The following is an 18558-nucleotide window of genomic DNA, read 5'->3' as shown; positions in this document are numbered from 1 at the left end:
ACTCGGTCGCCGTTCACTATTCACTCAGTACATGTACTCAGTACATAATGATCGCCATGAGCACCCGCCACATCCTGCTGGGCCTGCTCGCGACAGGTCCGAGCCATGGCTACGACCTCAAGCGACGCCATGACGAACGCTTCCCGCAGGCCCGCCCGCTGGCCTACGGGCAGGTCTACACGACCCTCCAGCGCCTCGTGCGGGACGGCCTCGCCGAGATCGACGGCACCGACTCGGACGGCGGCCCGGAGCGCACGACGTACCGGGCGACGGGCGAGGGGACGCACGAACTGGCCCGCTGGGCCGGGGAGATCGCGCCGCCCGCGCCCTTCGTGGCGAACGAGATCTTCGCCAAGGTCGTGGTCGCGATCCTCTCGGGCGGCGACCCGGCCGGGTACCTGAGCGCCCAGCGCGCCGCGCACATGGAGCGGATGCGGGAGCTCACGGCGGTCAAGGCCGCCCGGGGCGCGGACCTCGCGACCGTGCTCTCGGCGGACTACGCCCTCAACCACCTCGACGCCGACCTCCGCTGGATGAGCACCACGGCGGCCCGGCTCACCACCCTGACCGCGGAGGTCGACCCAGCATGAGCAGACCCGTGCCCCTTCTCACGGCCGCCGGCCTCACCAAAGCGCACGGCCCGACCCCCGCCCTGCGCGGCGCGTCGGTCGAGCTGCACTCCGGCGAGATCCTCGCCGTGACCGGCGCGAGCGGCAGCGGGAAGTCGACGCTGCTGCACTGCCTGGCCGGCATCGTCCGCCCGGACGCGGGCTCGGTGACGTACGACGGCCGGCGGCTGGAGGACCTGCCCGAGAAGCGGCTGAGCGAGCTGCGGCGCACCGAGTTCGGCGTGGTGTTCCAGTTCGGGCAGCTCATCCCCGAGCTGACGGTCCGGGACAACGTCGCCCTGCCCCTGCTGCTGGCCGGCACCGACCGGGCCGGTGCCCGGGCCCGGGCCGTGGAGTGGCTGGAGCGGTTCGGGGTGCGGGAGCAGGAGGGCCTGCGGCCGGGCGAGCTGAGCGGCGGCCAGACGCAACGGGCCGCGCTGGCCCGGGCCCTGGTCACCGGACCGAGGGTGGTCTTCGCCGACGAGCCGACGGGGGCGCTGGACTCCCTGGCCGGGGAGCAGGTCATGACGTCCCTGGTCCACACGGCCCGCGAGTCGGGCACGGCCGTCCTGCTGATCACGCACGACGCCCGGGTGGCCGCGTACGCGGACCGGGAGGTCCAGCTGCGGGACGGTGCCGTCGCGGCGCTGGGGGTGACGGCATGAAAGCCCTGCGCTCCGATCTGCGCCTCGCCTGGGAGCTCACCCGGGGTTCCGGCCGCGGCGAGTGGTGGCGGGTGGCGCTCACGGCGACCGGGGCGGCGCTCGCGACGGGGTTCGCGCTGGCCGCCGTCGCCCTGGCGTCACTGCGCGGCTGGCATCGGGTGCCCGTCGCCGCGGGGCTGCTGAACGAGCCCGGCACACGGTCCGGCGTGATCGTCAGCCTGCTGCTCCTGCTCGTGCCGGTGCTCGGGTTCCTCGGCCAGTGCGCCCGGATCGGTGCGGTGCACCGCGACCGGCGGCTGGCCGCGCTGCGGCTGGCCGGTGCCACGCCCTGGCAGGTGCGGCGGATCGCCGCGCTGGAGACCGGGCCGGCCTGTCTGCTGGGCTCGGCCGTCGCGACCCTGATCTCCGTGCTGCTCCTGCTGCGTCTGTGGGACCGGCCCACGCCTCTGACCTGGGCGGGGATCGTCCTGGTCGCCGTCGCCGTACCGCTGCTGGGCGCTGCGGCGGGCGCGCTGGCGCTGCGCCGGGTGGTGGCCTCGCCCCTCGGCTGGGTCCGCCGGGTCGGGCCGCGCGGCGGGCGGGGGCCCGGGCTGCTGTTCCTGGCGGGGGTGCTGCTGGTGGGGGTGGTGGCGCTGCTCGCCGTGACCACCACGTCCCAGGCCGCTTCCAACCGGCCGGACGGCGGGTTGCCGCTGACGGTGGTGGGCGTGGTTCTCGCGGTCGGCGCGGGCGCGGTGTGGTTCTCCGGGGCCGCCGCGAAGGCGACCGGGCGGGTCCTCGCCGTCCGGGCCCGGTCGGCCGCGACCCTGATCGCGGCGGAGCGGCTGCGCGACGACCCTTGGGCTGCTGCCCGTACGCACGCGGCGATGCTGCTGGTGACGATCGTCGGGACCGGTTTCATGGGCATCCGGCAGGTGTTCCTGGACGCGGTGCACTCCCGCGACAACCTCACCGAGAACCCGGACTACTACACCACCGGCATCGACCTCACCGGCGCCGCCATCGCGGTCGCCCTCGCGATCACCCTGTCCGGCCTCGCCGTCGGCACCGCCGAGTCCCTGGCGACCCGCCGCCGAGGTCTGGCCGCGCAGGCCGCCGCGGGGGTGCCGCCCGCGGTGCTCGGCCGGGCCCTGCTGCTGGAGACCGCGCTGCCGCTGGCCCCCGCGGTACTGCTCGCGGGCCTGGGCGGGACGGCCATCGGCACCTGGTACGCGCTGCTCGCCGGCCGCCCGGTCCCCTGGGCGATCGTTCTGGTCCCCGTCGCCGTCTACGCCGCCTGCCTGCTGGCCGCGGCCACCTCGCTGCCCCTGCTGCGCCGATCGGTCCGTCCGGGGGAACTGCGGTACGCGTAGGGGCACTCCCCCCTGTCGGACCGGCCCGGGGGAACAGGACTTCCCCCGGCCGGCCGGCCGCACGCGGCAATACGAAGGCCCGGATCGTCGTCAGGCGGAAATGCCGTCGATCCGGGCCATGGCGTCCTCCGCGCCGTACGGCTGCAAGTACGGCAGCCAGCGCGGATCCCTGTGGCCGGTCCCGATGATGCGCCAGGCCAGGCCGGACGGCGGGGCGGGTTTGTGGCGCAGCCGCCAGCCGATCTCGAAGAGGTGCCGGTCGGCCTTCACATGGTTGCAGCGGCGGCAGGACGCCACCACGTTGTCCCAGACGTGCTTGCCCCCGCGGCTGCGCGGGACGACGTGGTCGACGCTGGTTGCGACGCCACCGCAGTACATGCACCGGCCCCCGTCGCGGGCGAACAGCGCCCGGCGGGTCAGTGGAACGGGCCCCCGATAGGGAACCCGGACGAATCGCTTGAGCCGGACCACGCTGGGTGCGGGGACTGTGACGGTCGCGCTGTGCAGATAGGCGCCGGACTCCTCGAGGCATACGGCCTTGTTCTCGAGGACGAGGACGAGCGCGCGGCGGAGCGGTACGACGCCTAGCGGCTCGTACGACGCGTTGAGGACCAGGACATGCGGCACGGATGCCTCCTTGGACGCCGGCGGCGCGTGGCTCGCGCCGGGACGATTCGTAGCCAGTCTCCCCTCATGCCTGGTGGAAGCGCCACCATGTCCCCGTAACGGGCTGGGAGTGTTTTCGACCACATCTGATTCATCCCCCGGACCATGGCCTGTTCAAGCCCAGGTGAGCACGGTCTCTCCTTCACACATCCCGCAAGAGCACACACAATGCCCCGTTAGTGTGGTGGTTCTGCCCCTTCGGTGACCCAGCCGTGACCTTGACCCCCCTGAACCACCGCGCCGGGGCAGACCGCTGCACCTGGAGGTACCTGCTGTGTCCCTGTCCGCCGTCCTGCTCGCCGCCGGTCCGTCGCCGTCACCGTCGCCGACCCCCTCGGGCACACAGACCCCGAGAGTGCCCTCGCTCCAGGACGCCCAGGAGAGCGCGACGAACGCCGCCGGCTGGGTCGAGCAGAACTGGTCGACATGGCTCGCGATCGGCCTCCAGGTCCTGCTGGTCCTGACGATAGCGGCGGTGCTGAGGGTCGCGGTACGGCGGGCGATCACCAAGCTCATCGACCGGATGAGCCGCACCGCGCAGAGCTCGGACGGTAGCCCTCTGGGCGGCCTGCTGGTCAATGTCGAGCGCCGCCGTCAGCGCTCGCAGGCGATCGGCTCGGTGCTGCGCTCGGTGGCGAGCTTCCTCATCATGGGCACCGCGGCCCTGATGATCCTCTCCGCGTTCAACATCAACCTGGCCCCGCTGCTGGCGTCCGCCGGTGTCGCGGGTGTGGCGATCGGCTTCGGCGCCCGCAACCTGGTCACCGACTTCCTCTCGGGCGTCTTCATGATCCTGGAGGACCAGTACGGCGTGGGCGACACCATCGACGCGGGCGTCGCCTCCGGCGAGGTGATCGAGGTGGGCCTGCGGGTGACCAAGCTGCGCGGCGACGACGGCGAGATCTGGTACGTCCGCAACGGCGAGGTCAAACGCATCGGCAACCTCTCCCAGGGCTGGGCGACGGCCAACGTCGACGTCACCGTCCACGCCGGCGAGGACCTGGACAAGGTCAAGGCCACGCTCGACGAGGTCGCCGGGAAGATGAACGCCGAGGAGCCCTGGAACGAGCTGCTGTGGGGCCCGATCGAGGTCCTCGGCCTGGACAGCGTGCTGCTGGACTCGATGGTCGTGCGGCTCTCGGCCAAGACCATGCCGGGCAAGTCCCTGACCGTGGAGCGGGAGCTGCGCTGGCGGGTGAAGCGGGCGTTCGACGCGGCGGGCATCCGGATCGTCGGCGGCGCCACGACTCCGGCCGGGGAGCAGCCCGTCGACCCGACGGCGGGGATGGCCGCCCCGTCGGTGTACGCGAACGCGACGTCCCCGCAGTCGGCGGCGGCGTCTCCGCTCGCGCCGCCCGCTCCGACGAGCACCACGAAGTAGCCGTCACACCTCGGAAAGGGGGCGGCATCCGGTCCTGCCGGGTGCCGCCCCCTTCACATGCCCTGACACACGTCCTCACGCCTGCCCTCCCGCATGTCCGGATGACGACGTGCCGTCCCCTATTGACGACCGCCCGACGCCGGGCCTACCTTCCTCCCACCAATAGGAAACTTTCCTAACAGTGGGCGATGGACTTCCCTCCCCGGTCACTGAGAAGCTGAGCAGCCGAAGGGCAGGTGTGGACACGCATGGCAGGAACCGCCGGCACGCCGGGCACCCCGCGCGTCCTGCGCGCCATGAACGACCGGGCCGCCCTGGACCTGCTGCTGGAGCACGGACAGCTGTCGCGCACCCGGATCGGCAAGCTCACCGGCCTGTCCAAGCCGACCGCCTCCCAGCTCCTGGCCCGTCTGGAGGCGGCGGGCCTCGTCCTGGCCACCGGCACCACCGAAGGCCGCCCCGGCCCGGGCGCCCAGCTCTACGAGGTCAATCCCACGGCCGGGTACGCCGCCGGACTCGACGTCACCCCCCACCGGATCCTCGCCGCGGTCGCCGACATCACCGGCCGCACGGTCGGCCGCCACGAGCTGCCCACCCCCGGCAGGCGCACCGGCACCCCGGTCGTCCAGCAGGTCGCCGACGCCCTGGACGGCGCGGTGAAGGCGGCCGGTCTCGCCCGGGACGACATCCACCGCCTCGTCATCGGCACCCCCGGCGCCTTCGACCCCACCACCGGCCGCCTGCGCTACGCCTCCCACCTCCCCGGCTGGCACTCCCCCACCCTGCTGGACGAACTCGCCGCCGCCCTGCCGATGCCGTTCGAGTACGAGAACGACGTCAATCTGGTCGCGCTCGCCGAGCAGCGCCTCGGCGCGGCCCGGGGCCACACGGACTTCGTCCTGCTGTGGAACCAGGAGGGCCTGGGCGCCGCCCTGGTGCTCGGCGGCCGGCTGCACCGCGGCTGGACCGGCGGCGCCGGCGAGGTCGGCTTCCTGCCGGTGCCGGGCACACCCCTGGTCCGCCAGGTCACCAAGGCCAACAGCGGCGGCTACCAGGAGCTGGCCGGTTCCCAGGCCGTCCCGAGACTGGCCCGCGAACTCGGCATCGAGGACATCCCCGCGGGCCCGCACGCCGAGGCCGCCGCACACCTGGTGGCCCGGGCCGCGGAGACCGACGACGAACCGCACCGCCGCCTCCTCCAGACCTACGCGACCCGGCTGGCCACCGGTCTGGCCTCCCTGGTCTCGGTCCTAGACCCCGAGCTCGTCGTGCTGAGCGGCACGTCCCTCACCTCGGGCGGCGAGCCGCTGCGCGCCCTCGTCCAGGCCGAACTGGAAGAACTGGCCGCGTCCCGCCCGCGCCTGGTCGTGGGCGACGTCCGTGAACACCCCGTGCTGCGCGGCGCGCTGGAGAGCGCGCTCGCCACCACACGCGACGAGGTCTTCGACACCTCCCGCTGATCCCACCCCCTCCCCGGTCTTCCCCTTCTTCCCCCGTGCCTCAGGGAGCTCTGCCATGCCCGGAATATCCAGAAACGCGACTCTCGCGCTCGCCGCCTCCGCCGCTCTCGCCCTCCTCGCCACCGCGTGCACCGGCCGGCCCGACGCGGGCGCGGACGACGACGCGTCCAAGGAGACGACCGTCACCTTCTGGCACGCCTGGAGCGCGCCGTCGGAGGTGAAGGCCGTCAAGGACCTGGTCGCCGGATTCGAGAAGGCGCACCCGAACATCCACGTCGACGTCGTCGGCAACATGACGGACGACAAGATGAACCAGGCCCTGCGCACCGGCGGCGACAAGGCCCCGGACGTGATCTCGTCGTTCACCACCAACAGCGTCGGGAAATTCTGCTCCTCGGGCGCCCTGGTGAATCTCGACCCGTTCTTCGAGAAGTCAAGCATCGACCCGCAGAAGACCTTCCCGAAGGCCATGAACGAGTACACCCGGTTCGACGGCAACCGCTGCGCGGTCCCCCTCCTCGGCGACGCCTACGGCCTCTACTACAACAAGACGGCGTTCGAGAAGGCCGGCATCACGAGCCCCCCGAAGACCTGGTCGGAATTCGAGCAGGTGGCCAAGAAGCTGACGATCCCCCAGGGCGGCACCTACAAGCAGCTCGGCTTCATGCCGAACTACCACGGCTGGGAGACCACCACCGAGCACTACCTCGGCCAGTTCTCCCCCACGTACTTCGACAAGGACGGCAAGTCGAACGTCGCGAAGGACCCGGCCTTCGCCAAGGCCTTCACGGTCCAGAAGAACCTGGTCGACACTCTCGGCGGCTACCGCAGGCTGGAGACCTACCGCTCCCGGCTCGGCGACGAGTGGGGCCCCAAGCACCCCTTCCACACCGGCCAGGTCGCCATGCAGCTCGACGGCGAGTGGCGCCTGGGCATGGCCCTGGACACCAAGCCGAAGTTCGACATCGGCGTGGCCCCGCTGCCCGTCCCCGACGACCAGGCCGACCAGTACGGCAAGGGCTACATCACGGGCACCATCGCCGGTATCGCCGCGACCAGCGAGAAGCAGAACGCGGCCTGGGAGCTGGTGAAGTACATGACGACGGACACGGACGCGGTGGTGAACTTCTCCAACGCCATCCACAACGTCCCCTCGACGCTGGCGGCCCTGAAGTCCCCGAAGCTGAAGTACGACCCGCGCTTCAAGACGTTCCTGGAGATCGCCGCGAACCCGGACTCCACCACGGCCCCGGCCTCCGTCAACGGCGGCGTCTACCTCACCACGATCCAGCAGTTCGGCTACGACTACGAAAGCGGCAAGGCCACCGACCTGAAGAAGGGCCTTCGGGAAACCGCTCGGCAGATCGACACGGACATCGCGCAGGCGAAGTAAGCCATGACCACCTGCACCCTGCGGGCGAAACACCGCCGCTCGACCCTGCGCACCCTCGCCTTCCTCTCCCCCTGGCTGATCGGCTTCACGGTCTTCTTCGCCTACCCCCTGCTCTCCACCGTCTACTTCTCCTTCATGCGGTACGACGGCTTCAGGCCGCCCGTCTGGTCGGGCACGAAGAACTGGACGTACGTCTTCGAGCACTACCCCTTCTTCTGGCCCGCCCTGCGCAACACCCTGTGGCTGGTCGTCATCATGGTCACGCTCCGGGTCGCCTTCGGCCTGGGCGTGGGCCTGCTGATCACCAGGATCAAGACGGCCACGGGTGTCTTCCGCACCCTCTTCTACCTGCCCTACCTGGCCCCGCCCGTGGCGGCCACGATGGCCTTCGCCTTCCTGCTCAACCCCGGCACGGGCCCGGTCAACTCGCTCCTCGACCAGGCCGGCCTCCCCACCCCCGGCTGGTTCAACGACCCCACCTGGTCGAAGCCGGCCCTGACGCTCCTGGCCCTGTGGGGCATCGGCGACCTGATGGTCATCTTCATGGCCGCACTGCTCGACGTGCCGAAGGAGCAGTACGAGGCGGCGGAACTCGACGGCACCTCGGCCTGGCAGCGTTTCCGCTACGTGACGCTCCCGAACATCTCCCCGATCGTCATGTTCGCGGTGGTCACCGGCGTCATCCAGACGATGCAGTACTACACGCAACCCCTGATCGCCGGAAAGGTCGCCTCGGGCGTGATCCAGGGCGCGGGCACCCAGTTCGAGCCCGGCTACCCCGACAAGTCCACCCTCACCCTCCCCCAACTCGTCTACAACCTGGGCTTCCAGCGCTTCGACTACGGCTCGGCCTGCGTGGTCGCCCTGGTCCTCTTCGCCCTCTCCATGGCCTTCACGGCACTTCTGATGCGCCGCAGGGGCGGCCTGATCCAGGCAGGTGACCGATGACTCAGCTGCTCGGCAAACCCCCGGAGCTGAAGGCCCCGCCCTCCCTCGCGGAACGCACGGCCCACCGCAGAGCGCTCCTCGAATGGATCGCGATCCACTCCCTGGGCATCGCGGTGGCCCTCTTCTTCACCCTCCCCTTCGTCTTCGTCCTCCTCACCTCCCTGATGAGCGACACCCAGGCGCTCAGCCGCGACCTGATCCCGCACACCTGGGAGTGGGGCAACTACGCCGAGGTCTTCGACACCCCCGGCTTCCTCACGTGGTGGCGGAACACCCTGATCTACGCGGGCCTGGGCACGGTCCTCACGGTCGTCTCCTCGATCCCCGTGGCCTACGCCCTGGCCAAGTTCCGCTTCCGCGGCCGCAATCTGACCCTGATGCTGGTCATCTCGATGATGATGCTGCCGCCGCAGGTGGTCATCATCCCGATGTACCTGTTCTGGGCGAAGCAGCTGGACCTGTCCGGCACGCTCTGGCCGCTGATCATCCCCATGGCGTTCGGCGACGCCTTCTCCATCTTCCTGCTGCGCCAGTTCCTCACCACGATCCCCGACGAGTACGTGGACGCCGCCAAGGTGGACGGCTGCGGCGACCTGCGCACCCTCCTCAAGGTCGTCCTCCCGATGGCCAGACCGGGCATAGCCGCAGTGGCGTTGTTCCAGTTCTTCTACGCGTGGAACGACTACTTCGGCCCCCAGATCTACGCCTCGGAGAACCCGGGCGCCTGGACGCTCTCCTACGGCCTGGAGTCGTTCAAGGGCGCCCACCACACCGACTGGAACCTCACCATGGCCGCCACCGTGCTGGTCATGGCCCCCGTGATCCTCGTGTTCTTCTTCGCCCAGAAGGCGTTCGTAGAGGGCGTCACGCTCACCGGAGTAAAGGGTTAGACGTACATGCAGCATCTCCCCGGGGGGCAACCCCCGGACCCCCGGCCGATGGCCGTCGTCCCGGGCATCTGGAAGCGAGGGACCGCTCAGTGAAACTCACCGTGGTCGGCGGAGGCTCGACCTACACCCCCGAACTCGTGGACGGCTTCGCCCGCCTGAGGGACACCCTGCCCATCGAGGAACTGGTCCTGATGGACCCGGCGGAAGACCGCCTGGCCCTGGTGGGCGGCCTGTCCCGCCGCATCTTCGACCGCCAGGCCCACCCCGGCCGCATCACCACCACGACCGACCTCGACCGGGCGGTCGACGGCGCGGACGCGGTCCTCCTCCAACTCCGCGTGGGCGGCCAGGCGGCCCGCGAGCAGGACGAGACGTGGCCCCTGGAATGCGGCTGCGTGGGCCAGGAGACGACGGGCGCCGGCGGCCTCGCGAAGGCCCTGCGCACGGTCCCGGTCGTCCTGGACATCGCCGACCGCGTGCGCCGCAGGAACCCGCACGCCTGGATCATCGACTTCACCAACCCGGTGGGGATCGTGACCCGCGCCCTGCTCCAGGCGGGCCACAAGGCGGTGGGCCTGTGCAACGTGGCGATCGGCCTGCAGCGCAAGTTCGCGGCGCTGCTGTCCGTGGAGGCTGCCGAGATCCACCTGGACCACGTGGGCCTCAACCACCTCACCTGGGAGACGGCAGTACGACTGGGCGGCCCGGAGGGCGAGGACGTCCTGCCGCACCTGCTGGGCGAGTACGGCGACGCGATCGCGGCCGACCTCCGCCTGCCCCGCCCCCTGCTCGACACCCTGGGCGTGGTCCCCTCCTACTACCTGCGCTACTACTACGCGCACGACGACGTCGTACGGGAACTGCGGACGAAGCCGTCCCGGGCGGCCGAAGTAGCGGAGATGGAACGCCGGTTGCTGGCCCTGTACGCCGACCCGGCCCTGGACGAGAAGCCGGAGCTGCTCGCCCAGCGGGGCGGTGCCTTCTACTCGGAGGCGGCGGTGGACCTGGCGGCGGCCCTGCTGGGCGGCGGTGGCACGCCGTACCAGGTGGTGAACACCTACAACCGGGGCACGCTCCCGTTCCTCCCCGACGACGCGGTGATCGAGGTCCAGGCGGCGGTGGGAGCCAAGGGCGCGTCCCCCCTCCCCGTACAGCCCGTGAACCCGCTTCACGCCGGCCTGATCGCCAACGTCACGGCCTACGAGGACCTGGCCCTCCAGGCCGCCCTGCACGGCGGCAGGGACCGCGTCTTCCGCGCCCTCCTCTCCCATCCCCTCATCGGCCAGTACGCGTACGCCGAGACGCTCACCGACCGGCTGATCGCACACAACCGGGAGCACCTCGCGTGGGCCTGAGCGCACCTGTCCTCGCCATCGACGCGGGCAACAGCAAGACGGACGTCGCGATCGTGACGGCGGACGGGGAAGTCCTGGCCACGGCGCGCGGGGGCGGCTTCCGTCCACCGGCCGTCGGCGTACACACGGCGATGGAAGGCCTGGCCGAAACGGTGGCGCGGGCCCTCACCACCGCGGGGCTGACCTCGGTCACCCACGTCTCGGCCTGCCTGGCGAACGCCGACTTCCCCGTCGAGGAGGAGCGACTGGCCGCGGCGCTGCGGGCACGCGCGTGGGGCACGACGGTGACGGTCCGCAACGACACCTTCGCGATCCTGCGGGCCGGTGTCACCGAACCGCGGGGAGTGGCGGTCGTCTGCGGCGCCGGCATCAACTGCGTAGGCATGCGCGACGGCCGCACGGCCCGCTTCCCGGCCCTCGGCCGCGTCTCGGGCGACTGGGGCGGCGGCTGGGGCCTGTCCGAGGAGGCCCTCTGGCACGCGTCCCGGGCGGAGGACGGCCGCGGCGCCGCCACCGCCCTGTCCCACACCCTCCCCGCCCACTTCGGCCTGCCCTCCGTGTACGCCCTCATCGAGGCGCTGCACCTGGAGCACATCCCGACAGTGCGGCGCCACGAACTGACCCCGGTCCTGTTCGCCACGGCGGCCGACGGTGACGCGATCGCCCGGACGCTCGTGGAACGCCAGGCCGAGGAGGTGGTCTCGATGGCGGTCGTCGCCCTGGCCCGCCTGGACCTCCTGTCCGAGGAGACCCCCGTCCTCCTGGGCGGCGGCGTCCTGGCCGCCCGGCACCCCCAACTCAACGACCACATCGAGCACTTGCTGACAGCCCGCGCCCCGAAGGCGGTACCCCGGGTGGTGACGTCGAGCCCGGTCCTGGGCGCGGCGCTGCTGGGTTTTGACCACACCGGAGCACAGAAGGGAGCGCAGGAGAGGCTGCGGGCGTACTACAACAGCTGACGCGCCCGCACCCGCGTACGGGCGAGAAGGGGCCGTGTCGGGGGGGTGTCCGCCCGCAGCTGGTTGGCGCGTCAACGGGCACACAGTCGGCGTGAGACCCCATCGCGCCGTTCCGGGGACGGACACCCCCCGGCGCGGCCCCGACCCAATACGGCGCGACGGCGAAGCACACACCCCCACCCCCGGGAACCGAACCAGCCCCCCGTACGTGTTCCTGGGCAAGGGGTGGTGCATGGGGTGGTGCTCCACGCTGCGATCCGATCAAGATCCAGGCAAGGCCGGTGCGGATGTCGGTCCCGGCAGCGATACTTGCGGCGACGGATGACCACGGGGGAGGTCACAGTGACGTACACGCCGAAGAGCAGCCCGCCACCACCCGGCCCGGGCCTGCCCGTCCTGCCTGCGGTACCGGCACAGGCGGCACCCCCGGCCCGGTCCCCCGAAAACACCCCGGCGCCCTCGACACCCCCGGCGGCCCCCCGCCGCACCGCCTTCGCCGAGGGCCTCGACCAGCTCCGCTCCGCCGCCACCACCGAGCCCGGCCGCCTCCGCGTCATCGGCGCCCTCCTGGCCCTCCTCGTCATCGCCTTCGGAGCCGTCGCCGCCTGGCAGATGACCGACCGCGCGGCCGCCGCCGACGACGTCCTCACCCGCAGCCAGCCCCTCAGCTCGGACGCCGCCGACATCTACCGCTCCCTCGCGGACGCCAACACCGCCGCCTCCAGCGGCTTCCTCGCCGGTGGCCAGGAGTCGGCCGCCACCCGCGACCGCTACGAGCGGGACATCCGCACGGCCGCCGAGAAGCTCGTCAACGCCGCGGCCAACGCCGAGCCGGGCTCCCCGTCCACGGCGACGATCGCCAAGCTCAACAGGCTCCTCCCGGAGTACAAGGGCCTCGTGGAGCGCGCCCGCACGTACAACCGCCAGGGCTTCCCCGTGGGCGGCGCCTACCTGCGCTACGCCAACGAGAAGATGCAGCAGGAGATGCTCCCAGCGGCGGAGGACCTGTACAAGAAGGAGAACCAGCGCCTCAGCGCGGACTACGCGGACGCCACGCCCTACCCCTGGGCGGCCATCGCCCTCGGAGTCGCCGCCCTGGCCGCCCTCGCCTGGGCCCAGCACCGCAACTACCGGCGGACGAACAGGGTCCTGAACCACGGCCTGGTGGCCGCCACGGCCACGGCCACCGTCGTCCTCCTCTGGCTGGTCGTCGGCCACACCGTCGCCCGCGCGGGCCTGGACGACTCCTACGACCACGGCGTCCGCTCCCTGAACGTCCTGCACGACGCGCGCATCGCCTCCCTCAAGGCCAGGGGTAACGAGAACCTGACCCTGGTGGCCCGCGGCGCCGAGACGAAGAAGGTCGGCGAACGGACCTACGACGCCTACGACTACGACTTCGGCACGGAGATCAAGGCCCTCGCCGCCCACCTGTCGGCAGCGGAGAAGCTCGCCGACGACAACTCGGGGGAGCGCCCCGTCACCGCCGCAGTGGGCAACATGACGGAGTGGAAGAAACGCCACACCGCGGCCCGCGAGCAGGACGAGAACGGCAACTACCAGCAGGCGCTGGACAGGGTCATCGGCACCAAGGGCGCGACGGGCGAGTGTTTCGACAGCGTCGACGAGAACCTGCGCACCGCACTCGCGCACGAGGAGACGGAGTTCAGGCGCGCGGCCGGCGACGGCCGCGACGCGCTGACGGGCATGCCGGCCGGAGCGGCGGTACTCGCGGTGCTGGGCGCCGCGGGCGCGGTCCTGGGTATCGGCCGCAGGCTGTCGGAGTACCGGTGAACGGGCCAGGGGCGAAGGGAGGAACGACCGTGCGAGACGCGCTCAGGGGCTGGGGCGGAGTGACCGCGATGGCAGTCGTCTGCGCCCTGGTGGCGCTGGTGGCCCTCTGTCTGCCGCTCACCACGGCCACCACGGCCGGCCAGAACACCACCGCGACCCAGACAGCCCAGACCACAGCGGAGGAAGACTGCGAGGCCCCCGAGAAGCAGACCCTCTCCCCCTCCTCCGCCGACGGCGACACCATCCGGGCGATCAAGAACCGCGAGGGCGAGAAGCGCAAGCTGATCGTCGGCGTCGACCAGAACAGCTACCGCTGGGGCTACCGCAACCCCAACAGCGGCAAGACCGCGGAGCTCGAAGGCTTCGACATCGACCTGGTCCACCGCATCGCAGAGGACATACTCGGCGACCCGGACGCCGTCCAGTTCAAGGCGATCCCCACCGACCAGCGCATCCCGGCGATCCAGGACGGCCGCGTGGACATGGTCGTCCGCACGATGACGATCAACTGCGCCCGCATCGCCGACGTCGCCTTCTCCGCGCCCTACTTCAAGACGGGCCAGCAGGTCCTGGCCCCCAAGTCCTCCACCATCGAGGGCTACGACGACACGCTCGCGGACCGCAGGATCTGCACGGCAGCCGGCTCCACGGCGTACTCCACGCTGGAGGCGGACCAGAAGGCCGGCGAACTGCCCGCCAGCACCGACATCTCCACCACCGTCCCGAACCAACTCGACTGCCTGGTGCGGCTCCAGCTCGGCGAGGTCGACGCGGTGGTCACCGACGGCGCCCTCGCGGCGAGCCAGGCGGCACAGGATCCGACGGTCCAGCTCAAGGGTGACGCCTTCACTGCCGAGTACTACGGCGTGGCGATGAAGAAGGACGCGGACGACCTGGTGCGCCGGGTCAACCAGATCCTGGTGGACTACCGCAAGGACACCGCGAACGGCTGGCAGGCGTCGTACGACCAATGGCTGTCGGCAACACTGGGCAAGGATGCGAAGAAGTCGGAACCGCCGGCACCCCAGTACCTCCGCACAACCTGACACCTGCCGGACCCGCGAACACCCCACATCAGAAGACGACAGACGGCACGCGACACACAACCGCAGCGAGAGGTGATCGATGGGCGTCACGGGATCCACCGGGCCGGTGATGGACCGGGACGAGGTGGACCGTGCGCTGGCGCGGCTCGGCGCGGAGCACGAGGCGATCGAGACCTCGCTCCTCGCCCTGCAGGACCACGCGGGCCGCAGACTCCTGGAGGGCGCCGAGCTCACGGGCGTCACCCAGGAGCGCTGGACGTCCACGGAGGCGTCGATCACGCTGCTGTGGACGTACTTCGACGCGTACACCGACGCGCTGCGCTCCGCCCGCGACATCCGGGCCCGCCGCCGCTGGTCCAGCCGCGAGGACCTGGTGGAGCTGACGGAGCTGCTGAACGGCGACTCGGTCACCGTCGCGGGCAGCGCCACGGCGACGGCCAACGCCCCCACCCTGCACGGCGGTCCGACGAAACTCAGCGAGCGCTACTCGCTCGCCGCCCTCGTCGACCGGATGAACGAGCTGTACGCGACGAGCCTGGACATGGTCGTCGCCGCGGACGCGGTCTGGTCGGCCCTGCCGGCCCGGATCGATCTGCTCGCGGCGGAACTCCAGCGCACCCGCCGGCTCGCGCATTCGGTCGGCGTGCGGCCCGGCGAGCACCCCGCGGGCGACGACCTGGAGCGCATCACGCGGATACTGACGAAACTGCGCGAGCAGGTGATCTCGGACCCGCTGGCGTTCTGGCTGGCCGCGGAGGGCAGTTCGGCGCCGGGCGGCGGCAGGCCGGACACGACGGTGTACGACCGCGAGGCGCGCGCCCTGGACGACGTTCGCCGCGAGATCGACGCGGTGCTGACGGTACGTCAGGACGCCGAGACGCGGATCGTCAAACTGCGGGACATCCTCAGCCGCGCGGACCGCACACTCGCCGAGGCACGCACCGCCCGGGGCGAGGTCCTCGCGAAGATCGCGGCGACGGAGGTCCCGGTCGTCAGCGGACCGCCGACCGCGCTGCAGGAACAGGTGGCGGCGGCCGCCGAGTACCGCAGGCACGCGCAATGGCACCGGCTGTCCCCGCTGCTGGAGTCGCTGGAGCGCAAGGCCGAGGACGAACTGCTGCGCGCCCGCGAGTCGTTGACCGCGGTGACCGCCCCGCTGGCGGTCCGCGCCGAACTGCGCGGCCGGCTGGACGCGTACAAGGCGAAGGTCGCCCGGCACGGCCTCGCCGAGGACACGCTGCTGGTGGAGCGCTACGAGAAGGCGCGCCGCATGCTGTGGAGCGCCCCCTGCGACCTGCGCGCCGCCGAGCAGGCGGTGCTGCGTTACCAGCACGCGGCCGCCGAGCTGCTGGGCGGCGGCCCGCGGGTGCCGGACCAGGGAGTGCCCGAGGACGGCCGGAGGGGGCCGGGCGCATGAGCGACGAGGGGGAGTCCATGAGTCAGGCACCGCACGAGCCATCCGGCGCGCCTCCACGCACCTGCCAGCGCCCCGCCTGCGACGGCACCTACGAGGACGTGGGCGGCGGCGAACTGTACTGCGACACCTGCGGTCTCGCCCCGGTCGTCGGGGCTGGGGGTCCCCCCTCCGGGGGAGGCATGGTCGGCTCGCCCGCCACCGGCATCACCGCCGGTGGCAGGGGCGGCTCCCGCGGGTCCGCCGGCAGCGGCAGTACCCGCTCCGGCAGCCGCAGTTCGCGGACGTCGTCCCAGTCGTCGAAGTCCCGCCGCTCGGTGTCGGGGCGCCTGTCGCGGTCCCTGTCGGGCAAGTCGACGAGCCGCTCGGTGTCGGTGCGCAGCTCGGGCTCGACCGCCGGTTCCGGGTCCCGGGGCCGGCTGGGGGCCGGGCTGGTGCAGGTGCCGCCGATCCCGCGGCCCGACCCGCGCGAGATGGTCCTGGACAACCCCGAGGTGCCCGAGCGGAAGCGGTTCTGCTCGCGCTCCGACTGCGGCGCCCCGGTGGGCCGGGCGCGCGGCGACCGGCCGGGCCGCACGGAGGGCTTCTGCACCAAGTGCGGTCATCCGTACTCGTTCGTGCCGAAGCTGAGGGCCGGGGACGTGGTGCACGGCCAGTACGAGGTGGTCGGCTGCCTGGCGCACGGCGGCCTGGGCTGGATCTACCTCGCCGTCGACCGGGCGGTCTCGGACCGCTGGGTGGTCCTCAAGGGCCTGCTGGACACGGGCGACCAGGACGCGATGGCGGCGGCGATCTCCGAGCGGCGCTTCCTCGCGGAGATCGAGCACGCCAACATCGTGCGGATCTACAACTTCGTGGAGCACCTGGACCAGCGCACGGGTTCGCTCGACGGCTACATCGTCATGGAGTACGTCGGCGGCAAGTCCCTCAAGGAGATCGCCAACGCCCGCCGCACCGCGCAGGGCAGGCGTGACCCGCTGCCGGTGGAGCAGGCCTGCGCGTACGGCATCGAGGCGCTGGAGGCGCTCGGGCATCTGCACAGCCGGAACCTGCTGTACTGCGACTTCAAGGTCGACAACGCGATCCAGACCGAGGACCAGCTGAAGCTGATCGACATGGGCGCGGTGCGCCGTATGGACGACGAGGAGTCGGCCATCTACGGCACGGTCGGCTACCAGGCCCCGGAGGTGGCCGAGGTGGGCCCGTCGGTGGCGAGCGACCTCTTCACGGTCGCCCGCACCCTGGCCGTCCTGACCTTCGACTTCCAGGGCTACACGAACGTCTACGCCGACTCCCTGCCCGACCCGGACCACATCGAGGTGTTCCGGCAGTACGAGTCGTTCTACCGGCTCCTGGTCCGTGCCACGGATCCCGACCCGGCCCGCAGGTTCGCCTCCGCGCAGGAGATGGCCGAGCAGCTCACGGGCGTCCTGCGGGAGGTCGTCTCCCTCCAGACGGGCCGCGCCCGCCCGGCCCTGTCCACGCTGTTCGGACCGGAACTGCGGGTCACGGACACGGAGTTGTTCCCGAGGCTGGACGGCGACGTGTCCCGCCTGGGAGCCCGGGCGGTGCGGACCGGGGCTCGCGCCGGCACTCCTGCCGCCCTGCCGCCCCCGCAGAGGCCCGAGAGCCCGCACAGCCTCGTCAAGCCCGTCGACACCCCCGCCGCGGCCTTCGCCCTGCCCGTCCCGCGCGTCGACCCGACGGACCCCAACGCCGGTTTCCTCGCGGGTCTGATGACCTCGGCCCCGGCCGAACTGCTCGGCGCCCTGGCCGCCGCCCCGGCCCCGTCGATCGAGACGCGGCTGAGGCAGATCCGGGCCTGGCTGGAGACCGGCGATCCGGCCGCCGCGCTGCAGGCGCTGGTCGCGCTGGAGGGCGAGCGGCCCGACGACTGGCGGGTGGTCTGGTACCGGGGCGTGGCGGCGCTGGTCACGGGCGACGACGAGGGCGCCGCGCTGGCCTTCGACGCGATCTACGACGCCTTCCCGGGCGAGATCGCGCCCAAGCTGGCGCTCGGCCTGTGCGCGGAGGTACTGGGCCAGCTCGACAACGCCGCCGAGTACTACCGGCTGGTGTGGTCGACCGATCCGAGCTATGTGAGTGCCGCGTTCGGCCTGGCCCGCGTGCAGCTGGCGACGGGGGACCGGCGCGGTGCCGTGCGGACGCTGGAGTCGGTCCCGGAGTCCTCCATCCACTACACGGCAGCACGGGTGGCGGCCGTCCGGGGACGGCTGCGCCGGCGCACGGCGACCGCCTCCGACGCACCGTTCCTGGAGGATCTGACGGCCGCCGCGGCGCAGGTCGAGGCGCTGGAGGCGTACGGTCTGGATCCGGCGCGCCGCGAGCAGTTGTCGGCCGAAGTCCTCGGTTGCGCGCTGGACTGGGTACTCTCCGGGGGCCAGGGTTCCGCCCCTCCCCCAGGCTCGCAACTACGTTCGAGCAGGGGGGAACCCCATGCCGCCGGGGGACGGACGCTGCTCGGCAGCGACCTGGACGAGCGGGGCCTGCGTTTCGGCCTGGAACGCTCGTACCGCACGCTGGCCCGGCTGGCGCGGGGCGGCGAGGAGAGGATCGACCTGGTGGAACGTGCCAATCGTTACCGCCCCCGGACGTGGGTGTAGTTG

The 18558-nt window shown here is 71.8% G+C and carries 15 protein-coding genes; 14 read left to right on the top strand and 1 reads right to left on the bottom strand.

Features of this window, described 5'->3' with window-relative positions; genetic code table 11:
- Positions 1–56 precede the first annotated feature (56 nt).
- The 3 genes from IO24_RS0101010 to IO24_RS0101000 are packed head-to-tail and all read left to right on the top strand — an operon-like array spanning position 57 to position 2625.
- Positions 57–590, top strand: a complete 534-nt coding sequence (locus tag IO24_RS0101010) for a PadR family transcriptional regulator (RefSeq protein ID WP_031130727.1) — start codon at positions 57–59, stop codon at positions 588–590.
- The gene (locus tag IO24_RS0101005) at positions 587–1273 is read left to right on the top strand and encodes an ABC transporter ATP-binding protein (RefSeq protein WP_031130725.1); all 687 of its coding nucleotides are present in this window, start codon (positions 587–589) and stop codon (positions 1271–1273) included. The genes IO24_RS0101010 and IO24_RS0101005 overlap by 4 nt, the downstream gene beginning before the upstream one ends.
- Complete coding sequence (locus IO24_RS0101000) at positions 1270–2625, top strand: FtsX-like permease family protein (protein ID WP_031130723.1); 1356 nt, start codon at positions 1270–1272, stop codon at positions 2623–2625. The genes IO24_RS0101005 and IO24_RS0101000 overlap by 4 nt, the downstream gene beginning before the upstream one ends.
- A 90-nt stretch (positions 2626–2715) precedes the next feature.
- On the opposite strand, the gene IO24_RS0100995 is transcribed toward IO24_RS0101000, so the two are convergent.
- Positions 2716–3252 carry an HNH endonuclease gene (locus IO24_RS0100995; RefSeq protein ID WP_031130720.1) on the bottom strand — a complete coding sequence of 179 codons (537 nt, stop codon included), beginning with the start codon at positions 3250–3252 and terminating at the stop codon, positions 2716–2718.
- Positions 3253–3565: 313 nt separating this feature from the next.
- On the opposite strand from IO24_RS0100995, the gene IO24_RS0100990 reads away from it, so the two are divergent.
- The 11 genes from IO24_RS0100990 to IO24_RS0100940 all read left to right on the top strand — a co-directional run bounded on the left by IO24_RS0100990 (position 3566) and on the right by IO24_RS0100940 (position 18555).
- Positions 3566–4672, top strand: coding sequence for a mechanosensitive ion channel family protein (locus IO24_RS0100990; protein ID WP_031130718.1), 1107 nt, complete (start codon positions 3566–3568; stop codon positions 4670–4672).
- Between the two features lie 248 nt (positions 4673–4920).
- Positions 4921–6132 carry an ROK family transcriptional regulator gene (locus IO24_RS0100985; RefSeq protein WP_031130716.1) on the top strand — a complete coding sequence of 404 codons (1212 nt, stop codon included), beginning with the start codon at positions 4921–4923 and terminating at the stop codon, positions 6130–6132.
- A gap of 55 nt (positions 6133–6187) precedes the next feature.
- A complete protein-coding gene (locus IO24_RS0100980; RefSeq protein ID WP_031130713.1) occupies positions 6188–7525 on the top strand; it encodes an ABC transporter substrate-binding protein in 1338 nt (445 codons plus the stop codon).
- Between the two features lie 3 nt (positions 7526–7528).
- On the top strand, positions 7529–8473 hold the full coding sequence (locus tag IO24_RS0100975) for a carbohydrate ABC transporter permease (protein ID WP_031130711.1): 945 nt from the start codon (positions 7529–7531) through the stop codon (positions 8471–8473).
- Complete coding sequence (locus IO24_RS0100970; protein WP_031130709.1) at positions 8470–9363, top strand: carbohydrate ABC transporter permease; 894 nt, start codon at positions 8470–8472, stop codon at positions 9361–9363. The genes IO24_RS0100975 and IO24_RS0100970 overlap by 4 nt, the downstream gene beginning before the upstream one ends.
- Positions 9364–9452: 89 nt before the next feature.
- Positions 9453–10718 (top strand): 6-phospho-beta-glucosidase, encoded by a 1266-nt coding sequence (locus tag IO24_RS0100965; protein WP_031130707.1) that lies wholly within the window; start codon positions 9453–9455, stop codon positions 10716–10718.
- The gene (locus IO24_RS0100960) at positions 10709–11677 is read left to right on the top strand and encodes an N-acetylglucosamine kinase (protein ID WP_031130705.1); all 969 of its coding nucleotides are present in this window, start codon (positions 10709–10711) and stop codon (positions 11675–11677) included. Before IO24_RS0100965 ends, IO24_RS0100960 begins: the two co-directional genes overlap by 10 nt.
- Positions 11678–12019: 342 nt before the next feature.
- The gene (locus IO24_RS0100955) at positions 12020–13471 is read left to right on the top strand and encodes a hypothetical protein (protein WP_031130703.1); all 1452 of its coding nucleotides are present in this window, start codon (positions 12020–12022) and stop codon (positions 13469–13471) included.
- A gap of 68 nt (positions 13472–13539) precedes the next feature.
- The gene (locus IO24_RS0100950) at positions 13540–14517 is read left to right on the top strand and encodes a glutamate ABC transporter substrate-binding protein (protein WP_045295866.1); all 978 of its coding nucleotides are present in this window, start codon (positions 13540–13542) and stop codon (positions 14515–14517) included.
- 79 nt (positions 14518–14596) lie between these two features.
- Positions 14597–15934: a coiled-coil domain-containing protein gene (locus tag IO24_RS0100945; RefSeq protein ID WP_031130698.1), complete on the top strand. Its 1338-nt coding sequence runs from the start codon at positions 14597–14599 to the stop codon at positions 15932–15934.
- Between the two features lie 17 nt (positions 15935–15951).
- Positions 15952–18555 (top strand): serine/threonine-protein kinase, encoded by a 2604-nt coding sequence (locus IO24_RS0100940; RefSeq protein ID WP_031130696.1) that lies wholly within the window; start codon positions 15952–15954, stop codon positions 18553–18555.
- Positions 18556–18558: the final 3 nt, after the last annotated feature.

This window comes from Streptomyces flavovariabilis (assembly GCF_000725785.1).
In the GTDB taxonomy this organism is placed as follows: Bacteria; Actinomycetota; Actinomycetes; order Streptomycetales; family Streptomycetaceae; genus Streptomyces; species Streptomyces hawaiiensis.
This window is presented reverse-complemented; position numbering and strand designations above follow the sequence as displayed.

Bases quoted from the DNA above. Each gene is read 5' to 3' on its own strand.
- IO24_RS0100970 (WP_031130709.1), top strand. From the start codon at position 8,470: ATGACTCAGCTGCTCGGCAAACCCCCGGAGCTGAAGGCCCCGCCCTCC.
- IO24_RS0100945 (WP_031130698.1), top strand. From the start codon at position 14,597: ATGGGCGTCACGGGATCCACCGGGCCGGTGATGGACCGGGACGAGGTG.
- IO24_RS0101005 (WP_031130725.1), top strand. From the start codon at position 587: ATGAGCAGACCCGTGCCCCTTCTCACGGCCGCCGGCCTCACCAAAGCG.
- IO24_RS0101010 (WP_031130727.1), top strand. From the start codon at position 57: ATGAGCACCCGCCACATCCTGCTGGGCCTGCTCGCGACAGGTCCGAGC.
- IO24_RS0101000 (WP_031130723.1), top strand. From the start codon at position 1,270: ATGAAAGCCCTGCGCTCCGATCTGCGCCTCGCCTGGGAGCTCACCCGG.
- IO24_RS0100980 (WP_031130713.1), top strand. From the start codon at position 6,188: ATGCCCGGAATATCCAGAAACGCGACTCTCGCGCTCGCCGCCTCCGCC.
- IO24_RS0100985 (WP_031130716.1), top strand. From the start codon at position 4,921: ATGGCAGGAACCGCCGGCACGCCGGGCACCCCGCGCGTCCTGCGCGCC.
- IO24_RS0100950 (WP_045295866.1), top strand. From the start codon at position 13,540: ATGGCAGTCGTCTGCGCCCTGGTGGCGCTGGTGGCCCTCTGTCTGCCG.
- IO24_RS0100975 (WP_031130711.1), top strand. From the start codon at position 7,529: ATGACCACCTGCACCCTGCGGGCGAAACACCGCCGCTCGACCCTGCGC.
- IO24_RS0100940 (WP_031130696.1), top strand. From the start codon at position 15,952: ATGAGTCAGGCACCGCACGAGCCATCCGGCGCGCCTCCACGCACCTGC.